Origin of the sequence: Acetobacter aceti, assembly GCF_002005445.1 — a bacterium.
GTDB lineage: Bacteria > Pseudomonadota > Alphaproteobacteria > Acetobacterales > Acetobacteraceae > Acetobacter > Acetobacter aceti_B.
Genome location: NZ_CP014692.1, coordinates 1,408,173 through 1,430,446, shown reverse-complemented (window position 1 = coordinate 1,430,446; position 22,274 = coordinate 1,408,173). Strand labels below are relative to the sequence as shown.

Genomic DNA, 22,274 nt, shown 5'->3' with positions numbered 1-22,274 from the left:
ACAAAATGGTTTTCCTTTATTGCGAATCGTGATTCAAACGACTCGATGATTCATATCGAGTCGTTTGAAGACTTCGGAAAGGGGACCATGCCGGATTTTTTGCTGGAAACAGAATATGGAGGCCGCGTGGCCGGAGTGGATGAGGCCGGCTGCGGCCCTCTCGCCGGACCTGTCGTTGCGGCTGCCGTTGTTTTCGGCGCGGGCGTCCCGGACGATCTGGCCGCGAGCATTGATGACTCCAAGGCCCTGACGCAGGCTCGCCGTGAGGCCATTGCGGCCCGTCTGCCGAGCGTTCCGGGTATCGAAATCGGCATTTCAGCCGCGTCGGTTGAGGAAATTCTCCAGCTCAACATATTGCGGGCCGCGCAGCTCGCCATGACCCGGGCCGTGGGCAAACTGCCATCCCCTCCCCGCATCGCGCTGGTCGATGGCAACCGCAAACCACCGCTTGATGTGCCCGTCCGTACGATCGTCGGCGGTGACGGCATCAGCCTGTCCATCGCCGCCGCATCGATCCTCGCCAAGGTGACCCGCGACAGAATCATGAGCCGCCTGGATGCGCGCTGGCCCGGCTATGGCTGGGCGAAGAACGCAGGCTACGGCACCGCCGCTCATCGCAACGCCATCACGACACAGGGGTGCACACCGCACCATCGCCGCGGCTTCGGCACTGTCCGCAAGCAGCTTGAACTTACTCTCGCCACCGGAGGCCGTGCATGAGCGCCGCTATCAAGAACACCTCGGATCTTCCGCTCGACACAATCCTCTGCGGCGAATGCGTCGATGTCATGCGCTCCCTGCCGACAGGGAGCGTGGACTGCATCTTTGCTGACCCACCATACAACCTTCAGCTCCGTGGTGAGCTTCGACGTCCGGATGACAGCATCGTCGATGGTGTGGATGATGACTGGGACAAGTTCTCGGATCTGGAAGCCTATGACCGTTTCACGCGGGAATGGCTCAGCGAGGCCCGTCGCCTTCTACAGAAGGATGGCACGATCTGGGTCATCGGCTCGTATCACAATATTTTCCGGCTGGGTGCGATCCTGCAGGATCTCGGCTTCTGGATCCTGAACGATATCGTGTGGCGCAAATCCAATCCGATGCCGAACTTTCGCGGCCGTCGCTTCACCAACGCACATGAGACAATGATCTGGGCCGCCCGCAGTCAGGACAGCAAATATCGCTTCAACTATCAGGCCATGAAAGCCCTGAACGACGACGTTCAGATGCGTTCGGACTGGTATCTGCCGCTCTGCACGGGCAATGAGCGCCTGCGGAACGAGCACGGCCTGAAGCTGCACCCGACGCAGAAGCCGGAAAGCCTGCTGCATCGTGTGCTGCTCTCTTCCACGGCTGAGAACGATGTGATCCTCGATCCCTTCACTGGCACTGGCACCACAGCCGCCATGGCGAAACGTCTGCGTCGTCATTTCGTCGGCATTGAACGTCACCCTGACTATGCCAGGGCCGCCGCTGAGCGCGTCGAACGCGAAGAACCCCTGCCTCAGGATGCTGTCGCCACCACACCGATGAAGCGTGAAGCCCCGCGCGTTCCGTTCGGCAGTCTGGTCGAGCGCAATTTCATCATGGCCGGAACGGTGGTTTATGACCGTCAGCGGCGTGTCTCCGCGACCGTGACTCCTGACGGCACGCTGGTGAGTGGGACACAGCGCGGTTCGATCCACAAGCTGGGTGCGCTGCTGACGAACGCTCCATCCTGCAATGGCTGGACGTTCTGGCATTTCGAACGTGATGACACGCTGGTACCACTGGATTCCCTGCGGTCGGAAAGCCTTGCGGCTGATACGGAAGCGACCCTTGATCTGGTGGGAGCGGAAGTTCCCATCGCGGCTCAGTAAGCGGCGACCGGAGCTCCGTTACGGGTTCCGACTGATGTCGAGAACCCTGCTGGAGAATACCGACCACGGACCTTTTCGTCCTGCTTCTGGTCTATCTCAACGCATTGTTGGGATGGTTCGTGGACCTTGGTCAGCATTTCGCAAAACCTGTTTTGATTCCACCTTATTGGAAATCAAAACAGGCGTTCCGAAGAACGGAACGCCTTACGCAACACCCGTTATTCAGATCGGCAAGCTCAGCTGCCGCCAAAGCCAAGGAACCCGACCGATGGCTGGGGCTGTCCACCTGAGGCATCATAACGGCGATCAATGACCGACTGCATTTTGCCACGGGCCGCACGACCACCGATACTCAGGTGGCCTGATCCGCCCTTCATATTGACGCCAGAATTCGCGAAAGTGCTGGTTGTAACACCCGCTGAGTCGTCAATGGTTCGCATGGACAACAGAAAGAACATGATGTCATTGCGGTTCAGGTCGATGGCCATATCCAGCGGGGTCTGCCCCAGAACATTGTGACCGTTCAGATCGGCGCCACGGCTGACAGCTTCCTTGGAAGCACCGAGACTGCCGCGATTGATCGCTTCGAACAGCGCGGCGGTTGGTTCCATGTCACCATTGGCATGGCCAGCTTCATCCTCGTTCGACTGCGCACCCGGCAAGGCGGCAGGAGGCGCTGCCTTGCGGGCGTCACGTCTCGCTTCGGCCTGCTTGGCGGCGTCTTCCGCTTCCTCCTGATCCGCATCCTGCGCGCAGGCACAGTGAATGGGCGTTACGCCCACCACCCCCGCCAGCAGCAGAAGAGGCATGAGCGCCTGCCGGACGGACTGGCGTAGTGTATCAGAACAGAAGCTGTACATTGTGCGATTGGTACTCCCAGCCCCCATCACTTAGTGAAAAAAACGCTTTTTTGCCAGAGACGCCGAATCGGTATTTCCGTGAAATGCAAAATAATTATCGCCCTGAACCAACTGATACTGAATGTAGCAAAAACCGGCTGCCGCGTTGCAATATTTCACAATACCGGTTTTCTCGAGAACAATTCGCAATTGACCTATAAAAATGAATAAAACTTCATACTGGTGGCCATTCATACATTATAAGAAAATGTATTTTATTTTCAGTATGATAAGTCCAAAGATCCCCGTGATATGAAAAAATTTTTAACGATTGAAAGTTGTATTCCTGAATGTTGAAGCAAGGCTTTTTGCTGCTATGCAGACCTCGGGTCAGGCCTCTGCTTAATCGACACGAACCCTTTAAGAACGCCCCGACAGAACCTGTGGACGGAAATCGACAGAAGTTATGAGTGAACACAATTCTTCTCCTGCCTCCTCCCCGTCCTCCTCCACTCACCGCCCTTCCCGTTCCCGTCGCTGGATATGGGTAACACTCGCGCTTCTGCTGCTTGGCATACTGGCTTACGTTTTTATCGTTTTTGTCACCCATCGAGAGAAAGCCAGCCGCAGGGTCAGCTCCGCTGCCGGAGTGGCGCAACCAGTCACCGTCGAGACCGTCGCAACCGGTGACATGCCCGTCATTCTGACCGAACTCGGAACCGTCGTGCCCATCACGAATGTGACGGTGCAGACCCGTGTCGAAGGCTATCTGATGGACGTGAAGTTCACGGAAGGCCAGCACGTCAAAAAAGACGATCTGCTCGCCATCATTGACCCTCGCCCTTACGAAGTCGCCCTGCACCAGTATCAGGGCCAGCTTGCTCAGGATCAGGCGCAGCTTGAACGTGCCCGCGTCGACAACGCCCGCTATCAGAAACTGATCAAACAGGACAGTGTGGCCGCCATGACCGCACGGGATCAGGAATTCACGGTCAAGCAGCTTGAAGGCACTGTAAAAGTCGATCAGGCGCTGGTTGATAACCAGAAACTCCAGCTTGTCTATTGCCACATCACGGCGCCCGTAGATGGACGCGTCGGCATCCGCGCCGTGGACAAAGGCAACTATGTCACGGCGGGACAGTCGGGTGGACTCGCCATCCTGACCCAGATGCAGCCGATTTCCGTGATCTTCACCCTGCCGCAGGACCAGCTTCCCGAAGTTGCCGACCAGCTCCGGGCAGGCAAGCCACTGCAGGTCGATGCGTGGAACAGTACGAACACGCAGAAGATCGCAACCGGAAGCGTGAGCTCACTCGACAGCCAGATCGACACAGCCACAGGAACCGTGCGCCTGCGCGCCATTTTCCCGAACGAGGACGAACATCTGTTTCCCAATCAGTTTGTGAACGCCCGTCTGCTGGTGAAAACGCTGCATGATGCGATCATTGTCCCTTCCAACGCGCTTCAGACAGGACCAAACGGCCAGTTCGTCTATGTCGTGAAAACGGACAACACCGTGGAAGTCCGCAACGTCAAACCGGGCATCACCGATGGCGCGCGCACCGTCGTCAGCGATGGTCTGAAAACGGGCGATCGTGTGGTCACTGACGGGACAGATCATCTCCGCGCAGGAGCCGAGGTCAGCATCCCGGCCGACCACCCGGATACGTCGAAACACCAGCAGGATGCGCATCCGGCCTCATCTCATCATCGCCACAACAACACCAACTGACGCCTGACCGTGAACCCCTCGCGCATCTTCATCGAACGGCCCGTCGCCACCACCCTGCTGATGGTGGCGATCCTGATCGCCGGCCTTCTGGGCTATCATTTCCTCCCCGTATCCGCGCTGCCTGAGGTCGAATATCCGACCATCACGGTGCAGACTTTCTATCCGGGCGCGGGTCCGGATGTCATGGCCACCTCCGTCACAGCGCCGCTGGAAACCCAGTTCGGGCAGATGCCGGGGCTGGACCAGATGACCTCCCGTTCCTCGGGGGGCGCTTCCGTCGTCACGCTCCGCTTCGGGCTGAGCATGTCGATGGACGTGGCCGAACAGGAAGTCCAGGCCGCGATCAATCAGGCCAATTCGCTGCTGCCGACCGATCTGCCCGCGCCGCCCACCTACGCCAAGGTCAATCCCGCCGACACCCCCGTGCTGACGCTCGGGATCACCTCGAAAACGATCCCGCTGCCGGAAGTCGAAGACTACGTCGATACACGGCTGGAGCAGAAGATCAGCCAGATTTCCGGTGTCGGCCTTGTCACTCTCTCGGGCGGCAACCGCAAGGCGATCCGGGTACGCGTCAACATTCCCAAACTGACGTCCTACGGCCTCGACCTCGACACGCTGCGGACCACGATCGGCAACGTGAACGTCAATTCCCCCACAGGCACCTTCGATGGCGCACAGCGCGCCTCGACCCTGCGCGTGGATGGCCAGATCGCCAACGCGACACAGCTTCTGAATCAGGTGATCGCCTATCAGAATAACGGACCGGTCCGATTACGCGATGTCGCCACTGTCGTTGTCGGCGCTGAAAACACGCAGCTTGCGGCATGGGCCAATACAGCTCCCGGCCTTGTACTGAATGTGCAGCGTCAGCCCGGCGCGAACGTGATCGCCGTCGTGGACAACATCAAGGCGATCCTGCCCAGACTTCAGGAATCCATGCCACCGGGGATCGACATCGTTCCCCTGACAGACCGCACCACCACCATCCGCGCTTCTGTCGCGGACGTCGAGTTCGAGCTGTTTCTGGCGCTGGCGCTGGTCGTTGCGGTGATCTTCGTGTTCCTGCGCAACGTCCCGGCTACGATCATTCCCAGCCTGTCCGTGCCGCTCTCCATTGTCGGTACCTTCGCTGTCATGGACCTGCTCGGATTTTCGCTCGACAATCTCTCACTCATGTCGCTGACCATCGCCACCGGCTTTGTCGTGGACGACGCCATCGTCATGATCGAGAACATCTCCCGCTATATCGAGCAGGGCGATGACCGGATGACCGCCTCCCTTAAAGGCGCGGGCGAAATCGGGTTCACCATCATCTCGCTGACCATCTCGCTGATCGCCGTGCTGATCCCGCTGCTGTTCATGGGCGACGTGATCGGACGTCTGTTCCACGAATTCGCGCTGACACTGGCCATCACCATCATCCTGTCCGCTGTCGTCTCGCTGACGCTTGTGCCGATGATGTGCGCCCGCCTGCTGAGCGAACGCCCGCACACGGTGGAAGACGCCAAGACATGGTTCCAGCGGTGGTCCGCCCGTATGGAGGTCGCCACCAACCGGGTTATCGCCGCCTATGACCGGGCGCTGGACGTGGTGCTGGCGCATTCAGGCACGACGCTTCTGGTCTTTGGCGCGACCCTGCTGCTGACCGGTTTTCTGGCGTGGGAAATCCCCAAGGGATTCTTTCCGGTGCAGGATACCGGCGTCATTCAGGGCATTTCCGTCGCGGCTCAGGCTACCTCCTTCGACGCGATGAAGACGCATCAGCAGGTGCTGGCTCAGGCGATCCTGAAAGATCCGGATGTCGTGTCGCTTTCTTCCTTCGTGGGCGTGGATGGCCAGAACGCGACACTGAATCAGGGCCGGTTCCTCATCAATCTCAAGCCGCATGACGAGCGCAGCGCGTCGGCACAGGAAATCGCGGCACGCCTGAATGAGGAAACCTCGAATATCGCGGGCATCAGGCTCTATCTCCAGCCCGTGCAGGACCTGTCGCTCGACACCACAGTCGCGGCCACACAGTACCAGTTCCTGCTGGAAAATCCGGACTACAACGAATTCAGGACATGGATTCCGAAGCTGGTGGATGCGTTGCAGCAGGAACCGTCTTTGTCTGACGTTACCTCCGACCTTCAGGCGGAAGGACTGGTGGCCCGGGTCACGCTCGATCGCTCCACCGGCGCGCGCTATTCGATCACGCCACAGACCATCGACAACGTGCTGTATGACTCGTTCGGTCAGCGGCAGATTTCAACCATCTACACCCAGTCGAACCAGTATCGCGTGATTCTGGAAGCTGACCCGGCTTTCCAGAAAAACCTGTCCTCGCTCGATCAGCTTTATCTGCCGGGCATCTCCGGCAACTCCGGCGAGAGCACCTCCGGTCCGACCCGGTCCCCGACTTCCGGCCTCGTTCCAATGGCTGCTGTCACGACCATCACACGCGAGACAGCACCTCTGCTGATCACACATTTCGGTCAGTTCCCCGCCACGACCATCTCCTTCAACGTGTCGGAAGGCTATGCGCTTGGGCAGGCGACGGACGCCATCCGGCGAGTCGAGAAAAAGCTTGAACTTCCTGCCGCTTTCCAGACGTCCTTTCAGGGCACCGCGGCGGCGTTTCAGGGTTCTCTGAGCAACGAGCTGTTCCTCGTCGCGGCGGCGCTGATCGCGGTCTATATCGTACTCGGCATTCTCTATGAGAGTTTCGTTCATCCGGTCACGATCCTCTCGACCCTGCCCTCCGCCGGGATCGGCGCGCTGCTGATGCTGCGGATTTCCGGCGCGGGGCTGGACGTGATGGGGATCATCGGCCTCGTGCTGCTGATCGGCATCGTCAAGAAAAACGCCATCATGATGATCGACTTCGCGCTGGAAGCGGAGCGCGAGCATGGCATGTCCTCGCTCCAGTCGATCCGGCAGGCCGCGACCCTGCGTTTCCGCCCCATCCTGATGACCACGCTGGCCGCCATGCTCGGCGCGCTGCCGATGGTGATTTCTTCCGGAACGGGGTCCGAACTGCGGCGTCCGCTGGGTCTCGCCATTGTCGGTGGTCTCGCCGTGTCCCAGCTTCTGACGCTATTCACCACGCCGGTCATTTACCTCGCGCTCGATACAATGGCCCAGAAATGGAACCGTCGTTTCAGCAATGCCCATGAAGCACCTGTAGCCGGACCAGCCGGTGAACAGGGCTGATCGGGCATGAGCCCCTGCCGTCTGTTCATTGAAAGGCCGGTCGCCACCACCCTGCTGACGGTGGCGCTGCTGATTTCCGGGATTTTCGGTTATCTGAAGCTGCCTGTCTCAGATCTGCCGAATGTCGATTTTCCTGTCATCATGGTGCAGGCGCAGCAGGCTGGCGGCTCACCGGAGGAAATCGCCAGTTCGGTAGCAGCCCCTCTGGAACGTCGCCTTGGGCAGATTGCCGGTCTGACTGAAATGACCTCGCAATCGACGCAGAATCAGGTCCGGATCATGCTCCAGTTCGAGCTGAACCGTGACATCAATGGTGCGGCACGCGACGTCGAGGCGGCGCTTCAGGCCGCCCGTGCGGACATGCCGTCTTCGTTGCGGCAGAATCCCAGCTACAGCAAAGCCAACCCGAACGGCGCTCCGGTTCTCATTCTGGCCCTGACGTCGCCGACACGCACTGCGGCCGTGTTGTATGATCTGGCGAGCAACGTGTTGCAGCAGCATCTTTCGCAGGTGCGTGGCGTCGGCATGGTGCAGGTTGCGGGGAGCGCGCTGCCCGCCGTGCGCGTCGAGATGAATCCGCTAAAGCTGTTCCAGTATGGCATCGGCTTCGAGGATGTCCGCGCCGCACTGGCCTCGGCCAACGCGCATACGCCGAAGGGCATCATCGACCAGAACGGCCTGCGCTTCACACTCGACACCAACGATCAGGCCCGTTCGGCGCAGGCCTATCGCGACCTGATCATCGCCTACCGCAGCAACCGGCCGGTACGTCTGTCGGATGTAGCGGTGGTCAGCAACGGTGTGGAAGATCTCCGGAATGCCGGTTTCTTCAATCAGCAACGGGCCGTGATCGGGGTCGTGTTCCCGCAGGCTGGCGCTAACGTCATCCACACGATCGACCAGATCAAGGCCATGCTGCCGGCGTTACGCACGGCGCTGCCTCAGGACGTATCGCTGCATCTGGCGCTGGACCGTTCGCTGACCATTCGCGCCTCGCTGGAAGATACCCAGACCACGCTGGTCATCGGCGTCATACTTGTTGTGCTGGTGACGCTGGCGTTCCTGCGTTCGTTGCGGATGACGCTGATCCCGGCCATTGTGGTGCCGACCTCGATCATCGCCACCTTCGGCGTCATGCGGCTCTTGGGTTACTCACTCGACAACATGTCGCTGATGGCCCTGACGGTCTCGACCGGTTTTGTGGTGGATGACGCGATTGTCGTGCTTGAAAACGTCGCCCGTCACATCGAGGAAGGCGTGCCGCCAAGAGAAGCGGCGCTTCAGGGTGCCGAAGAAGTGGCCTTCACGGTCATCTCGATTACCGTGTCGCTGGTGGCGGTGTTTCTGCCTATCCTGCTGCTTGGCGGACTGGCTGGACGGCTGTTTCATGAACTGGCGATGACGGTCTCCATCACCATCGTCATTTCCATGCTTCTGTCCCTGTCCCTCACCCCGATGCTGGCTTCGCGTATCCTGCGTCCGCACATGCATGCAGACAGTAAGCCCGCCTCCCCGAACTGGTGGCACAGATTCACGACCTGGCTGGGAGCGCTGTTCGGCTCCGCCATTACCGCTGTGGAAAACGGCTATGCCCGCACGCTCGATGTTGCACTGCGGCATAACCGGCTTGTCCTGCTCAGTCTTCCGGCGACAATTATTCTGATGGTTGTTGTTTTTATGGCGATGCCGAAAGGCTTCTTTCCCACAGAAGACACAGGCATGCTGATGGGCCATCTGATAGGTGACCAGTCCATCTCCTTTACGGCCATGACGCAGAAAATCGACACGGTCGAAAAAGCTGTCCTTCAGGAAAAGGAAGTGGTCAGCATTGCCGGTTTTGTCGGCGGCCGTGGTTCGTCCAATCAGGCCAGCCTCTTCCTGCAACTCAAGGACAAGAGCGGGCGTGGACCGGCCCAGAGCCTGATGCTGCGTATTGCGAACCACCTTCATGATCTTGTCGGCGCACAGTTTTTTCTGATGGAACCGGGCGGCGTGCGGGCCGGGGCGCGACAGGGTAATGCATCCTATCAGTATACGTTGCAGGGCGACTCAGCGACGGAGCTTTACAGCTGGGCGCCCAAGCTCATGGCTGAACTGCGCAAACATCCGGAAATCCTCGACCTTTCCAGTGACGTGCAGCAAGGCGGTTCCGCCATCGTCACAAAAATAGACCGCGACACTTCCGCGCGTTTCCAGATTACGCCACAGCTGATCGCCAACACGGTTTACGATGCATTCGGACAGCGCGCGGCTTCCGTCATTTACAACACGCTGAACCAGTATCGGGTCGTCATGGAGGCCTCCAAGGAATTCTGGAGCGATCCGAACACCATCCGTCAGGTCTGGGTGGCGACAACCGGCGGTACGGCTGCGGGCGGGACCGCTTCCAACACCATCCGTGTCAGAACGAGCACGAGTGAGGCCAGCACAAGCAGCAGCACGCAGGCCAGTATCAGCAGTCAGAATTTCAGGAACCAGATTGCCAACAAACTGGCGGGGGGCGCTTCGGCCTCCAACGGTTCCGCCGTGTCGACAGGGCGCGCCTCCATGGTGCCGCTGACTTTCATCACCGATATCATCCCGTCGCGGACACCGGTTTCGGTCAATCATGAAGGCCAGTCCGTGGCGTCCACCATTTCGTTCAATCTGGCGAAAGGCGTCGCGCTCAGTCGCGCCGTGCAGATTATTCAGGACGAGACCGTGGCGCTGCACATGCCGACTACCATCCACGGCAGCTTTGCGGGAAATGCAGCGCAGTTCCAGAAGTCGGTCAATGATGAGCCTCTTCTCATTCTGGCAGCTCTGGTCGCCGTGTATGTCGTTCTTGGCATTCTCTACGAAAGCTATGTGCACCCGCTGACCATTCTCTCCACCCTGCCCTCCGCCGGTGTCGGCGCATTGCTGGCGCTTGAACTGTTCGGCGAGGATTTCTCCCTGATCGCCATGATCGGGGTGATCCTGCTGATCGGCATTGTGAAAAAGAACGCCATCATGCTGGTGGATTTTGCCATCACCGCCGAGCGGGAAAACAATATCCCTCCGTTCGAAGCCATACGCACAGCCTGTCTGCTCCGCTTCCGTCCTATCATCATGACGTCACTGGCTGCTGCCCTTGGAGCCCTGCCGCTGGTGTATGGCCACGGCTATGGAGCGGAAATGCGCCGCCCATTGGGTATCGCCATCGTGGGCGGGCTTCTGGTCAGCCAGGCCCTGACCCTTTACACAACTCCGGTTGTCTATCTGACGCTGGATCGCCTCGCCCTACGGTTTGACAAACGTCGCCGTAATCGCCTGTTTCCTCACGCCAACCCTCAGGACGCCTGACGCGGAATGAAGACCCATACTCGCCCCTCCCGCCGTCGCATCGCCCTTCTTCTGGCGCCGTTCCTGCTGTCCGGCTGCATGGTTGGCCCGGATTACAAACGACCCACGGCCATCATCTCACCCAGGTTCAAGGAACTGAAGCCTGCTCCGGGCTGGCAATACGCCAATCCCGCGCTGGCGGCTGCGCCCAAAGGCAAGTGGTGGGAGATCTATAACGATCCCATCCTCAACGGACTGGAAGACAAGGTTGAAATCAACAACCAGAATGTCATTCAATATGAAGCGCGGTATCGCAACGCCCGTGCTGCGATCAACGCCATTCGGGCGCAGCTCTACCCGACCCTGAGCGGCTCGCTGAACTTCAACCGCAACAGCACAGGCCGCGGCTCGCGCAACGCGTCTTCAGGCGTTCTGGTCAATTACGGCTCAGGCGCGACCTCGACGACCTATAGACCGTCCAATTCGACGGAAAACACTTATGGCATGGGGCCCACGGCCAGTTGGGATCTTGATCTGTGGGGCGCGATCCGCCGGCAGATTCAGGCGCAGGTCACAGAGGCGCAGGCAAGCGCCGCTGACCTCGCGAATGCCAGGCTGTCCTATCAGGCGCAGCTTGCAACCGCCTATTTCAACCTGCGGTATCAGGACAGTCTAAAAGATCTTCTGCACAGGACCGTTCAGTTTTACGAACATTCCTACCAGATCACACTGAACCAGTATAACGCGGGCGTTGCTGAACCAACGGCCCTGCTTCAGGCAAAGACACAGTTGGAGCAGACCCGCGCGCAGGAAGTGCAGGCCGGGATTGCCCGGGCGCAATATGAACACGCCATCGCCGTACTGATGGGCGAAGCTCCCGCCGATCTGACCATAGCACCCGGTCGCCTGCCTGATACTGTCCCCGCCATTCCGGTTTCGGTGCCTGCCGACCTGCTGCAACGTCGTCCGGATATTGCAGCGGCGGAGCGACGGATGGAGGAATACAACGCCCAGATCGGCGCTGCGATCGCGGCCTTCTATCCGGATGTTAAACTGACGGCGTCTTACTCCTACAGCGGTGATCCTGTCGGAGCGCTTGTGCAGGTGGCCAACCGGATCTGGTCGCTGGGTGCCGCTGCGACGGAAACCATCTTTAAAGGTGGAGCCCGTACGGCAGCCGTTCATGAAGCCAACGCGAATTATGACAGCTACACCGCAGCCTATCGTCAGACAGTCCTGACGGCGTTGCAGGGAACTGAGGATCAGCTTTCCAATCTGCGTATTCTGTCAGAGCAGGCAACCCAGCAGGCAATCGCTCTGGATGCCGCCAACAAGGCCGCAACTGTTGCCATGAACCAGTATCTGGCAGGCACGGAGATTTACACCACCGTCATCACGGCGCAGGTCACAGCCCTGTCCAATGCCGAAACGGCGCTGTCAATCCAGCAAAGCCGTATGGTGGATTCCGTAAGCCTGATCGAGGCGCTTGGCGGTGGCTGGGATGAGTCCTCCCTGCCGAGCAAGGGGTCCATGCAGACGGATAACCCGTTCCTTCCAAGCTTTATCCAGAAGGACAAGAATTGAAGAAAGCTGGAAACTGTTTTCTGCGCTGCCCAATGCTGATTCAACAAAGTGTCTGAACAGAGGGCAGTTTATGAAAGAGCGTCTGTATACTCCCCTGACCGACAGGGGAGTAAGGCACATTTTATGCAACTGATCAGGTGCTCCGAAAAACACCTCCCATTTCCAGGGAAAGTGCAGGCGTAATCTTTATCTATCGCAATTTGACGGAGCAGGAGGAAGTGAGCGGATATCAGTTGCAATCTGATCTGCCCCCTGCCCTATCAAAGCACTGAGGGCGCTGACCAGCCCCTCCGTGCCGGAAGCAGCGGGCATTACAAGATGAATCGATCGTCTTGTCCAAAGTGCTGAATCGACATCAGCACGATGCACGGAAGCTTGCGCCTCCACCACGGCATTTCCTGAGCTGTCTCTCGAAAACCGTGTCACGACCAGCTCAACAAAAGCCTGCGGCTCCGTAGATGTCGCATCATCCTGAACGAAGAAATTCGTACCTGGCAGACGCTGACGAAGATCAGCCGCCAGCACGTGCGGAATCTGTGCGGAAAGAGGCGCGCTCCATGAATCGTTTTTTGAAACATCCAGCTTGTAGCCGCCATCATCCAGAACAATACGATCCCGGTCGAGCGTTTCTGGAATTGTAGGCTTGCGGATTTCAACCAGAGTGGGAGTGGTCAGCCCAGAGAATGACGCAACCTGTGACGTAGAAGCTGCAACAGGCTGCAACGTGTAAAGGCCCGGATCTGAAGAACTGCATGCAGTCAACGTGACGCTCGCCAGCCCCAGAAGAAGGCATGCCCCTCCCAGACGAGAAAAAGACCCAGTGGAAGTAGTGAGATTTTTCTTTTCCATGGATCAGCGTCCCGTAACAATCGAAGAAGGATGGTTGGTCAGGAAGCTGGTCATGAACCGCAGTGAACGCGCCGTTTCACCAAGCTGTACGACCATGGCCTGCAGGCTGCGATGGAAGTCCGTGTCCCCTCCATAGCTGCCTAGAAGCTTGTTGGCGTTTTTCAGAGTGCGATCAAGCTGGTCACTCATTTCAGGCAGACGCTTCATCAGAGGCTGCAACCCCTTGTTCGCATTATCCGAAAGCTCATGCAGACTTTTCAGAGAGTCGCGAAGACTGACAAGAGCCTGCCTGACCTCGGGGCTGTTGATGCGCTGATCAGCATGGGCGAGCAGATTGTTGGCGTTGTCGCCGATCTTGTCCAGCGGCATGGCGGCAAGCTTGTCAGCGACAGTCGACATCGACTGCATGATACCACTGAAACCACCTGCCTGACTTGGCAGCACAAGTGTGTTGCCTTCCATATAGGTTTTGGCGTCGCCGCCTGCCTTGACGAAATCCAGCGAAATATTGGCTTCACCCGTCAGCATGCTGACGCTGGCCGCTGATGCACGCATACCGTTCGCCACCAGTGCGCGCAGGGTGCTCACTATGGTTTCACTGTGAATCTGATCCTCAGACAATATCCGCTCGGGTTGGATGTCCATGCCGACACGCACACGCGCATGTCCGGTCGCTTGGTCGATCTGCAACTTTATATCCGTTACAGAGCCGACCTGAATACCAAACATTGAAACCGAACTGCCAACCGCAAGACCGGCAACCGAGGACGACAGATAGGTCGCAACCGGCACACGCTCGTGATAGCCGGCGTTATCCGCGCTTTCCTGGTCATCATAAAGCTGGAAAATGGTGTTGGCGGGCGCTTCCGTGGCCTCATCTTCCATGCTGTTGCGATTCAGCGAGAAGGCGACACCACCAGAGAAAAGCGCCTGAATGGACTGCATCTGCACTTTCAGGCCGCCCGCCCCAAATCCGACCTTGACGCCGGACACATTCCAGAAACGCGTGTTGGTATGCAGGTAATGATCATAAGGCTCCTTGACGAAGAACTGGATCATCACCGGCCCCACGCCACCCGGCGGAAGGGTGTACCCCAGCACCTCACCCACATCGACATCGCGGAAAAAGACGGATGCGCCGGGACCGATGGAGCCGATGGCCGGTGCCACAAGCGTGTAGGTCCGGCCAGGCTGATCAGACTGGATGCCCGGCGGCGACTCAAGGCCTGTAAAGTCTGTCGCCCGCTGTCCGCCTGACGCACCCGGATCAAAGGCGATATAGGCGCCCGACATCAGCGTCTCCAGACCCGTGACGCTGGCTCCATTGATGCGCGGGCGCACAACCCAGAAGCGGGATTTGTCGGTCAGAAGCCCGGCAGCGCTGGCGTTCATCTGCACGCGCACATCAACATGATGCATGTCTCTCGAGAGCGTGATGGAAGAGACCGTACCCAGCGTCACAGCCTTGTTCTTCACCTGCGTCTGCCCGCTGATCAGGCCATCTGCGGTGTCGAACGTGATGAGGATTTCCGGGCCTCTGTTGTACAGGCTGCGCCATAGCAGGAATCCCGCGATCAGAACCGATATGATCGGGATGAGCCAGATGATGGAAAAGCGGGCCTTGCTGACATTCGCCTCAGGCAACCTGCCGTTGCCCTGGTCTTCATTGCCCACAGAGTGTTGCGAAGAAGAATTGTTCTGCTCAGAAGTCACGCTCTTACCGGCTCCATCTTATCCTGCTCCTCAGGGCTTGGTGTCATCGTCACTTCTGAGGGATTGTTTCCGCCCAGGGCGTCATCCTCGGGGATTTGACCGTTACGTCCGGCGACGTCCCACATCAAACGTGGGTCAAAGCAATGCGCTGCGAAAATGGTGATGACCACGACGGCGGCAAATGACACGACACCGGCATTGGCCACCACATTGGCCAGTGAACTGAACCGGACGACCGCCACCAGAATGGAAATCATGAAAACGTCGATCATGGACCACCGACCAATAATGTCGATAATCCGGAACAGCTTCGATCGAAAGCCCAGCTTCTTCGTCGAGCGCAGTTTCGTGGTGACAATCATATAGCTCAGCCCGAGAATCTTGGCGACGGGCACGGTGACGCTTGCGAAAAGAACCAGCAGGGAAAGCGGGATCATGTCATCCTGCCACAACTCGATCACACCTTCGATGATGGTGTGACCGCCCCCGCTCCCGACCTTGATGACCGTCATGACAGGGAAAAGATTGGCCGGGAGGTAGAAGACGAAAGCTGAAAGCACCAGGGCCGAGGCACGCGACAGACTGTTGTTTTTCCGCTTGCAAAGATCATGACCACAGCGTGGACACAGCCCGACACTGCGGGTCTGCGGCACCGGTTCGGGAAACACACCGACAAGCCCGCAGGAATGACAGGACAGCATGTGCTCCCGAAGCGGCATATGTCCACCCAGATCCGCCATGGAGACGCGCTCCACCTTCACCTGCTTCCCGTCGGGAAGCAGGATGACCCCTTCAACCCGACGGCGTTCCCAGATCCGTTCCTGATCAAGCGTCTGATCCGTAGCGGCCATGCTGATCATCAGGGCGGCAATGAGATAGGCGGCGGGCCCCACCTCCACATGCGCCATATCCACCAGTTTGGTGTAAGCCACGAAAATCCCTAAAATATAGACTTCCATCATCGACCACGGACGAAGCTTTTCGTACCACGCCAGAAGATGAGGAGCCCAGTCGGGCAATTCCTCGAAAAACGCGGCGGTCAGGATCATTCCCATCATCGCAATAACGACGCCCGGCGCGAGAATGGTGACTATACCGACCAGAACGCCGACCTCTCCCCACCCCTCATGAAGCAGTTCCATGGGGCCGGTAAGCAGGTCAACAGACCTCTCCCGTCCATAAAGATTCAGAGTCATCAGAGAGGATGCGAGCGTCGCCAGATAAAGGGCGGCGGATGTGATGCAGAAAGCCAGGGGAGTGGCCAGCGGGCCGCCCTTGTTGCGGCGCTCCAGCATCTGGCCACAGCGCACGCAGCGGGCGACCGTGCCGGGCGGAATCTCCTCAAGTTGCTGGAACTCACCGCAACAGGGGCATTCGACCAGATCGTCCACGACTTGAACATGACTGCTGTGGAGCCGCTTGCCACGTGTAAAGTTCAGTGCGCTGCGATACAGCCGGGAGGGTAAGGACGACGCCATGACGGCACTACCTTAGCGTGAACCTACATCAGCCGATAGACCGGCAGAAAATTCCAGCCATGTGCTGATGTAGCCTCGCAGGCCATACCAGCCATTGACTGGGATATGCTGAACAAAAAATCTGCACATCCCCACACCTTCCCTGTGGAGAGCAAAAGCGCAATCAGGTTTTCGCCAGCACGGCACGAGGTGCAACCAGCCTGAACATCGGACCCGTCAGCATGGTTGAGATGACAGCCAGCATCATGAGCGAGGCAAAGGCGAACTCTGAAATCATGCCCTGCCCGAGCAGGATGGTCGCCGCCACAATTTCCATCAGTCCCTTGCACTGAAGCAGTGAGCCGATCGCCAGTGCCTGACGTCTGCTCAGATTGGGAGCCGGCGGGAAAACATAGACCGAAGCGATTTTGGCGATGATCGAAATGGCCACAAGGCTGAAAGAAGCCACGACTGACGGCCATGTCAGCGCGTCACCATTGATATGCAGTCCACTGTGACCGAAGAAAAGCGGTGCAAGCCAGATCAGCGCAAATGTTCCCACCTTTTCGACAGGAAGACGACGCACCCAGCTTGGCGGCATGATCGCACCGGCAAAATAGGCTCCGATCAGTTCGTGCAAGCCGAGTTGTCTGCTCGCCCATGAACCCGCCGCCAGATAAACCGGCACCGTCGCCCAGATAACCCATGATGGAGGATGCCTGAAATGGCGGGACGCCCATGATCCAGCCGCAGCGAGACCCGCAAGCAGAGCAACCGCCAGAAATTCCAGTCCGGTCCATCCATGCAGGGCGGCATTCCCCTTCTCCGCAAACTGGAGAATAGCCAGACCAATCCAGAGCGCCGCGTCATCGACAACAGCCAGTTTGAGAGCCAGTTGGCCAAGAGGTCGCTGGGAGGCGTCAAGTTCACGCACGACCCCGATCAGAACAGGCAAGGCGCTGACCGCGATACAGAGGCCAATGGAAACGGCCGCCACCCAAGGCGCTGCATGAGGAGGGTGCCAGCCTTTCAGTGGAAGGAAGAACTCGTAGGCAAGGATTGAGCCGATAATGAGCGGACCACCCAGCGCAACGGCAGCTCCACCAAGCAGTCGCCCTACGGACGCCTGCGGCACAGCGTGAACCGATGTATCCTCGCCCGGATGCTGCCACATCTCCAGTCCCGCAGTGAAAGCCAGAACCAGCACCGCTACCCAGCCGATTTCATCGCAGACTACGGATGGAATACCCATCTTCGCAACAGGAACATGCAGAACAGCCATCCCCATACCCAGAAGTATAGGAAGAACAACTATTGGCAATGTTTTACCAATAAGTCTCCACAACACCCACGGAACCAAAACAAATATCCCGACATCCGCAACAAGAGCGATAAAATTCTCCATTTAATCTGATTACCTGTCGCATTCAATTCAAGGCCGATCGCATACGGAACATTATACACTTTTTATATTGAATTTTTCAATTAAAGATACCTAATGATGCCTATATTTTCTCAGAAAAGTTTTTCCAAAGAGAGACCTCACACCAGATCTCTTGCTCCGGGCCAAAATCTGATACTGCCGCCTCTTCCGGCAGGTAAATTTCTTCTGAAACACAACTGTTCACCACAACGAGCACAGGCCGCAGCACAATCAGGATCAGTTCAAGTACTGCTGCTCCACCCGCGATCCGCGCAAGATTGATCAAGGCGACCGTCGATGTAACAGGTATTCCGCCTTCTCCCACACCGACAACGAGTTGCCGAACCATGAAAGAAATGGCCGCCTCACTCTGCCTGAAATTTACGGCGAGGTTTCAGTTCCAGTCATCGCACGTCCATAAAGAAACCAGTTCCAGACATATTTGTCATAGCGGATTCAGAGCACCAGAACACAAGACATGCCGCATCACGGACAGATATGCGCAAGCGCCTGAAGCTGGCTTCGTATTCAATTTTGATCTGGAAACCGCAAGGTTAAGTGGTGCCGGTTAGAGGATTCGAACCCCTGGCCCCATCATTACGAATGACGTGCTCTACCAACTGAGCTAAACCGGCCCGCGTTGCGGTGGGTGGCTTCTAGCGCAGGTGTATAAGCAGCGCAAGCCTGTATTGCTTATATGAAAAAATATTCTTCAGAAAAATTTCTTTTTTATTTCAATGAATTAGTGTCATATTTATTCATGAAACGCTAAAAAACTTCTCATAGACACAGAACGGCGCTCAGCAGTTCCAGATGGCCAGCACACAAAACATCCTGCCTGCCCTTCCACATTCACAAGGCCGTGAAGAAAATGAATGCGGCCTACATCAACATCCCCCCTGAAAATATAAGCCACCAATCGACAATCTATTTTATATAGACAAATCATATGGTTGCTCTGTTTCAGCAAAGTCTTTCGATACGATCCTACTCCCGCTGTCAGACAGACCCTGCCATGCGACAGAACGGTAGCGAAGCGCCGCAAGGCGGAGTAACGTCTCCCTACAGCCTCACAGAAACAAGGATGACGTGTCATGGCATGGAACACACCGAAAATCACCGAAGTGCCTTTGGGCGCTGAGATCAACAGCTACGTTTGCGGCCAGAAGAAGTAAGATCCTTTTCAGGATCTTGTTTTCCACAGCCAGAAACGCCGCCCGCCTCGCGCTGGCGGCGTTTTGCATTTACAGACCAGTCTCATGATTGACCTTATTGTTCTCGGCGCCGCTGCCGGCGGTGGCTTCCCCCAGTGGAACTCGAACGCTGAAGGCTGCCGACGCGCCCGCTCAGGCGACCCTCTGGCCCCAGCCCGCACTCAGGCTTCCATCGCCATCAGCGGTGATGGCGAAGAATGGTTCGTGGTCAACGCGTCGCCCGACCTGCGCCAGCAGATCAACCAGACACCCGTCCTTCATCCAAAGACCGGACTGCGGTCCACGCCCATCGCCGGCGTCATTCTGACCGGCGCGGAAGTGGACACCATCACCGGCCTGCTCACCATGCGTGAACGCCAGCCGTTCGAAATTCTGGCTACCCGGCAGGTTCTCGACCAACTGGATGCCAACCCGATTTTCGAGGCCGTGAACCGTTCCGTCGTGACCCGGAAAGAATTTCCACTCGACGAGAGCATTGCGCTCGCCAAGTCCGATGGAACCCCAGCCGGACTGTCCGTGACCGCTTTCGCGGTGCCGGGTAAGGTTCCGCTCTATGCTGAAAAGGGCGCAAACCCGGCCGAGATCGTTGAAAACGGTGAGACCGTCGGTCTGGAGATTACGGACGGCAAACATCGCGCCCTGTTCATTCCGGGCTGCGCCTGCATGAATGATCGTCTTCGTGCACGTCTGAAAAACGCGGACCTTGTGCTGTTCGACGGCACGCTATGGATCGACGATGAAATGGTCAGAGCTGGGCTCGGAGAAAAAACCGGCAAGCGCATGGGGCATATGTCGGTCAACGATACGGACGGCACCATCGCCGCCTTCCGCGGTCTGAATGTGCAACGCAAGGTTTTCATTCACATCAACAACTCAAACCCCATTCTGCTGGCCGACTCTCCCGAGCGCGCCGAGACGGAAGCTGCCGGATGGGAAGTCTCCTACGACGGCATGAGGATCACCCTATGAGCGTAGCCCCTCTCTCTCCCGATGAACTGGAAACGGCGCTGCGTGCCATCGGCGCCGAGCGCTATCATAATCGTCACCCGTTCCATCGGGCGCTGCATGACGGGAAGCTCAACAAAGGGCAGGTTCAGGCGTGGGCGCTGAACCGTTACTATTATCAGGCGCGCATCCCGGCCAAAGACGCCACTCTTCTCGCCCGGCTGCCAACGGCTGAACTCCGCCGCGAGTGGCGTCGTCGTATCGAGGATCATGACGGAGACACACCCGACACAGGCGGCATTGCCCGCTGGCTCCGCCTGACGGATGGTCTGGGCCTGAACCGCGAGTATGTGGAATCCCTTGAAGGTCTGCTGCCCGGCACCCATTTCGCTGTGGATGCCTATGTGCATTTCGTCGGTGAAAAAACCATTCTGGAAGCCATCGCCTCCTCTCTTACGGAGCTGTTCTCGCCGACCATCATTTCCGAGCGTGTGTCGGGAATGCTCCGGAACTACGACTTCATTACTCAGGAGACGTTGGCCTATTTCACGCCTCGCCTGACGCAGGCCCCGCGTGATTCCGACTTTGCCCTCGCTTATGTAAAGGAGCATGCCCGCACCGTGGAACAGCAGAATGCCGTGCTCAACGCCCTGAAATTCAAGTGCAGCGTCCTGTGGTCCATGCTGGATGCGCTGGATTATGCCTATGTGGCGCCGGGCAACATTCCACCGGGCGTGTTCCGGCCTGCATGATGACAGTTCCTTCTCCCGCATTGTCCGAAACACTTGTTCCCGCTTTCGCGCGCGGCACCCGCCTTCAGCATGACAAAGTGCGCGACCAGTGGATCGTTCAGGCTCCCGAGCGCGCCTTTCTGGCTGACCCTATCGCCGCGGAAATCCTGAAGCGGGTGGATGGCGCAACGTCTCTTCAGACGATCATCGACACCTTGGCCGCAGATTTCGCGGCTCCGCGTGAAGTAATCTCGGACGATGTGCTGGCCATGGTCGCCTCACTCGCTGAGCGTCAGGTGCTAATATGGAAGGCATGACCGCTCCACCACCGATGAGCCTGCTGGCGGAGTTGACGCACCGCTGCCCGCTGCAATGCCCGTACTGCTCCAATCCGCTGGCTCTTGAACCGAAAAACAACGAACTCTCCACCGAGGAATGGCTCCGCGTTCTCGATGAGGCTGCGGCGCTCGGCATTCTTCAGGTCCATTTTTCCGGAGGAGAGCCTATGGCCCGCAAGGATCTCCCGGAACTTGTGCGCCACGCCGCCAGGGCCGGTCTCTACAGTAACCTGATCACCTCAGGCGTCCTGATGGACCGTGACAGTCTGGCGAAACTGGCTGACGCCGGGCTGGATCATGTCCAGCTATCCTTTCAGGATGTTGACCCGAAGCAGGCCGAGATCATCGGCGGCATGAAAGGGGCGCAGCCCCGCAAGATCGAAGCGGCCCGGCTGGTCGTCGAAGACGGGATGCCGCTGACCCTGAATTTCGTCATTCATCGTCTGAATGCCGATCGGGTGCCAGCCATGCTGGATCTGGCGGAAGAACTTGGCGCACGTCGGGTCGAGATCGCCCACACGCAGTATTACGGTTGGGGTCTGAAGAACCGCGCCGCTCTCCTACCCACACGTCAGCAGCTTGAAGCCACTGAAAAGACTGTCGCAGAGGCAAGGGAAAAGTTCGGTTCACGTCTCGCCATCGACTTCGTGACACCGGATTATTATGCCGACGAACCCAAGCCTTGCATGGGTGGTTGGGGGCAGCGTTTTCTCAACATCACCCCATCTGGCCGGGTGCTGCCGTGTCATGCGGCGGAAACCATACCGGGTGTTGTGTTCCCGACGGTGCGGGAAGCCTCCCTGAAGGACATCTGGGAAAAATCGAAGCTGTTCCAGATGTTCCGTGGTGTGGACTGGATGCCGGAGCCCTGTCGGTCCTGTGACCGCAAGGAGATCGACTGGGGCGGCTGCCGCTGTCAGGCGCTGGCGCTGACCGGTCGTGCGGACGCGGCGGACCCTGTCTGCCGTCGGTCTTCTGATCGTGGCGTGGTGGACGCGGCCCTGTCGGAAATCAATGGCTCTTCCGACAGTTTTGTCTACCGACGCTACGGTTCAGGGGAATAACACCCGGGACGACTGTTTCCCTGGC

The 22,274-nt window shown here is 58.1% G+C and carries 17 protein-coding genes and 1 tRNA gene; 11 read left to right on the top strand and 7 right to left on the bottom strand.

Going from position 1 to position 22,274, the window contains the following annotated elements; translation table 11 throughout:
• Positions 1 to 87: 87 nt before the first annotated feature.
• Together A0U92_RS06450 and A0U92_RS06445 are read left to right on the top strand one after the other, a co-directional pair.
• Complete coding sequence (locus tag A0U92_RS06450; protein ID WP_077814287.1) at positions 88 to 720, top strand: ribonuclease HII; 633 nt, start codon at positions 88 to 90, stop codon at positions 718 to 720.
• Positions 717 to 1,862 (top strand): site-specific DNA-methyltransferase, encoded by a 1,146-nt coding sequence (locus tag A0U92_RS06445; protein WP_077812511.1) that lies wholly within the window; start codon positions 717 to 719, stop codon positions 1,860 to 1,862. The genes A0U92_RS06450 and A0U92_RS06445 overlap by 4 nt, the downstream gene beginning before the upstream one ends.
• Before the next feature lie 236 nt (positions 1,863 to 2,098).
• Here the strand turns inward: A0U92_RS06445 and A0U92_RS06440 are convergent, their stop codons facing one another.
• The gene (locus A0U92_RS06440; protein WP_187668921.1) at positions 2,099 to 2,671 is read right to left on the bottom strand and encodes an ankyrin repeat domain-containing protein; all 573 of its coding nucleotides are present in this window, start codon (positions 2,669 to 2,671) and stop codon (positions 2,099 to 2,101) included.
• Positions 2,672 to 3,167: 496 nt separating this feature from the next.
• On the opposite strand from A0U92_RS06440, the gene A0U92_RS06430 reads away from it, so the two are divergent.
• The 4 genes from A0U92_RS06430 to A0U92_RS06415 are packed head-to-tail and all read left to right on the top strand — an operon-like array spanning position 3,168 to position 12,515.
• Positions 3,168 to 4,433 carry an MdtA/MuxA family multidrug efflux RND transporter periplasmic adaptor subunit gene (locus A0U92_RS06430; RefSeq protein WP_077812508.1) on the top strand — a complete coding sequence of 422 codons (1,266 nt, stop codon included), beginning with the start codon at positions 3,168 to 3,170 and terminating at the stop codon, positions 4,431 to 4,433.
• A gap of 9 nt (positions 4,434 to 4,442) precedes the next feature.
• Positions 4,443 to 7,628: an efflux RND transporter permease subunit gene (locus A0U92_RS06425; protein ID WP_077812507.1), complete on the top strand. Its 3,186-nt coding sequence runs from the start codon at positions 4,443 to 4,445 to the stop codon at positions 7,626 to 7,628.
• Positions 7,629 to 7,634: 6 nt separating this feature from the next.
• Complete coding sequence (locus A0U92_RS06420) at positions 7,635 to 10,952, top strand: efflux RND transporter permease subunit (protein ID WP_077812506.1); 3,318 nt, start codon at positions 7,635 to 7,637, stop codon at positions 10,950 to 10,952.
• A 6-nt stretch (positions 10,953 to 10,958) separates the two neighbouring features.
• Positions 10,959 to 12,515 (top strand): efflux transporter outer membrane subunit, encoded by a 1,557-nt coding sequence (locus A0U92_RS06415; protein ID WP_077812505.1) that lies wholly within the window; start codon positions 10,959 to 10,961, stop codon positions 12,513 to 12,515.
• A 186-nt stretch (positions 12,516 to 12,701) separates the two neighbouring features.
• Here A0U92_RS06415 and A0U92_RS06410 read toward each other — a convergent pair whose 3' ends face one another.
• The 6 genes from A0U92_RS06410 to A0U92_RS06385 form a co-directional block, all read right to left on the bottom strand.
• Positions 12,702 to 13,364 (bottom strand): PqiC family protein, encoded by a 663-nt coding sequence (locus A0U92_RS06410; protein ID WP_077812504.1) that lies wholly within the window; start codon positions 13,362 to 13,364, stop codon positions 12,702 to 12,704.
• 3 nt (positions 13,365 to 13,367) lie between these two features.
• Positions 13,368 to 15,038, bottom strand: a complete 1,671-nt coding sequence (locus A0U92_RS06405; protein ID WP_236748347.1) for a PqiB family protein — start codon at positions 15,036 to 15,038, stop codon at positions 13,368 to 13,370.
• A 35-nt stretch (positions 15,039 to 15,073) separates the two neighbouring features.
• Positions 15,074 to 16,555 (bottom strand): paraquat-inducible protein A, encoded by a 1,482-nt coding sequence (locus tag A0U92_RS06400; protein ID WP_077812502.1) that lies wholly within the window; start codon positions 16,553 to 16,555, stop codon positions 15,074 to 15,076.
• A gap of 163 nt (positions 16,556 to 16,718) precedes the next feature.
• Entirely contained in the window at positions 16,719 to 17,939 is a 1,221-nt protein-coding gene (locus tag A0U92_RS06395; RefSeq protein ID WP_077812501.1) for a cation:proton antiporter, read from the bottom strand.
• Positions 17,940 to 18,039: 100 nt separating this feature from the next.
• A complete protein-coding gene (locus A0U92_RS06390) occupies positions 18,040 to 18,306 on the bottom strand; it encodes a hypothetical protein (protein WP_077812500.1) in 267 nt (88 codons plus the stop codon).
• A 210-nt stretch (positions 18,307 to 18,516) separates the two neighbouring features.
• A tRNA-Thr gene (locus A0U92_RS06385) sits at positions 18,517 to 18,592 on the bottom strand.
• A gap of 459 nt (positions 18,593 to 19,051) precedes the next feature.
• Between A0U92_RS06385 and pqqA the strand changes: the two genes are divergently transcribed.
• From pqqA to pqqE, 5 genes are all read left to right on the top strand, one after another.
• Positions 19,052 to 19,132 (top strand): pyrroloquinoline quinone precursor peptide PqqA, encoded by an 81-nt coding sequence (pqqA, locus tag A0U92_RS06380; RefSeq protein WP_010666882.1) that lies wholly within the window; start codon positions 19,052 to 19,054, stop codon positions 19,130 to 19,132.
• A gap of 84 nt (positions 19,133 to 19,216) precedes the next feature.
• Complete coding sequence (gene pqqB / locus A0U92_RS06375) at positions 19,217 to 20,140, top strand: pyrroloquinoline quinone biosynthesis protein PqqB (protein WP_077812499.1); 924 nt, start codon at positions 19,217 to 19,219, stop codon at positions 20,138 to 20,140.
• Positions 20,137 to 20,868, top strand: a complete 732-nt coding sequence (gene pqqC / locus A0U92_RS06370; protein WP_077812498.1) for a pyrroloquinoline-quinone synthase PqqC — start codon at positions 20,137 to 20,139, stop codon at positions 20,866 to 20,868. The genes pqqB and pqqC overlap by 4 nt, the downstream gene beginning before the upstream one ends.
• Positions 20,865 to 21,164, top strand: coding sequence for a pyrroloquinoline quinone biosynthesis peptide chaperone PqqD (gene pqqD, locus A0U92_RS06365; RefSeq protein ID WP_149026393.1), 300 nt, complete (start codon positions 20,865 to 20,867; stop codon positions 21,162 to 21,164). Before pqqC ends, pqqD begins: the two co-directional genes overlap by 4 nt.
• On the top strand, positions 21,161 to 22,249 hold the full coding sequence (gene pqqE, locus A0U92_RS06360; RefSeq protein WP_187668920.1) for a pyrroloquinoline quinone biosynthesis protein PqqE: 1,089 nt from the start codon (positions 21,161 to 21,163) through the stop codon (positions 22,247 to 22,249). Before pqqD ends, pqqE begins: the two co-directional genes overlap by 4 nt.
• Positions 22,250 to 22,274 lie beyond the last annotated feature (25 nt).

What these genes read in the sequence shown, in the direction of transcription:
- A0U92_RS06450 (WP_077814287.1), top strand. Translation starts at nt 88, where the DNA reads ATGCCGGATTTTTTGCTGGAAACAGAATATGGAGGCCGCGTGGCCGGA.
- A0U92_RS06445 (WP_077812511.1), top strand. Translation starts at nt 717, where the DNA reads ATGAGCGCCGCTATCAAGAACACCTCGGATCTTCCGCTCGACACAATC.
- A0U92_RS06440 (WP_187668921.1), bottom strand. Translation starts at nt 2,671, where the DNA reads ATGCCTCTTCTGCTGCTGGCGGGGGTGGTGGGCGTAACGCCCATTCAC.
- A0U92_RS06430 (WP_077812508.1), top strand. Translation starts at nt 3,168, where the DNA reads ATGAGTGAACACAATTCTTCTCCTGCCTCCTCCCCGTCCTCCTCCACT.
- A0U92_RS06420 (WP_077812506.1), top strand. Translation starts at nt 7,635, where the DNA reads ATGAGCCCCTGCCGTCTGTTCATTGAAAGGCCGGTCGCCACCACCCTG.
- A0U92_RS06415 (WP_077812505.1), top strand. Translation starts at nt 10,959, where the DNA reads ATGAAGACCCATACTCGCCCCTCCCGCCGTCGCATCGCCCTTCTTCTG.
- A0U92_RS06410 (WP_077812504.1), bottom strand. Translation starts at nt 13,364, where the DNA reads ATGGAAAAGAAAAATCTCACTACTTCCACTGGGTCTTTTTCTCGTCTG.
- A0U92_RS06400 (WP_077812502.1), bottom strand. Translation starts at nt 16,555, where the DNA reads ATGGCGTCGTCCTTACCCTCCCGGCTGTATCGCAGCGCACTGAACTTT.
- A0U92_RS06395 (WP_077812501.1), bottom strand. Translation starts at nt 17,939, where the DNA reads ATGGAGAATTTTATCGCTCTTGTTGCGGATGTCGGGATATTTGTTTTG.
- A0U92_RS06390 (WP_077812500.1), bottom strand. Translation starts at nt 18,306, where the DNA reads ATGGTTCGGCAACTCGTTGTCGGTGTGGGAGAAGGCGGAATACCTGTT.
- pqqA (WP_010666882.1), top strand. Translation starts at nt 19,052, where the DNA reads ATGGCATGGAACACACCGAAAATCACCGAAGTGCCTTTGGGCGCTGAG.
- pqqB (WP_077812499.1), top strand. Translation starts at nt 19,217, where the DNA reads ATGATTGACCTTATTGTTCTCGGCGCCGCTGCCGGCGGTGGCTTCCCC.
- pqqC (WP_077812498.1), top strand. Translation starts at nt 20,137, where the DNA reads ATGAGCGTAGCCCCTCTCTCTCCCGATGAACTGGAAACGGCGCTGCGT.
- pqqD (WP_149026393.1), top strand. Translation starts at nt 20,865, where the DNA reads ATGATGACAGTTCCTTCTCCCGCATTGTCCGAAACACTTGTTCCCGCT.
- pqqE (WP_187668920.1), top strand. Translation starts at nt 21,161, where the DNA reads ATGACCGCTCCACCACCGATGAGCCTGCTGGCGGAGTTGACGCACCGC.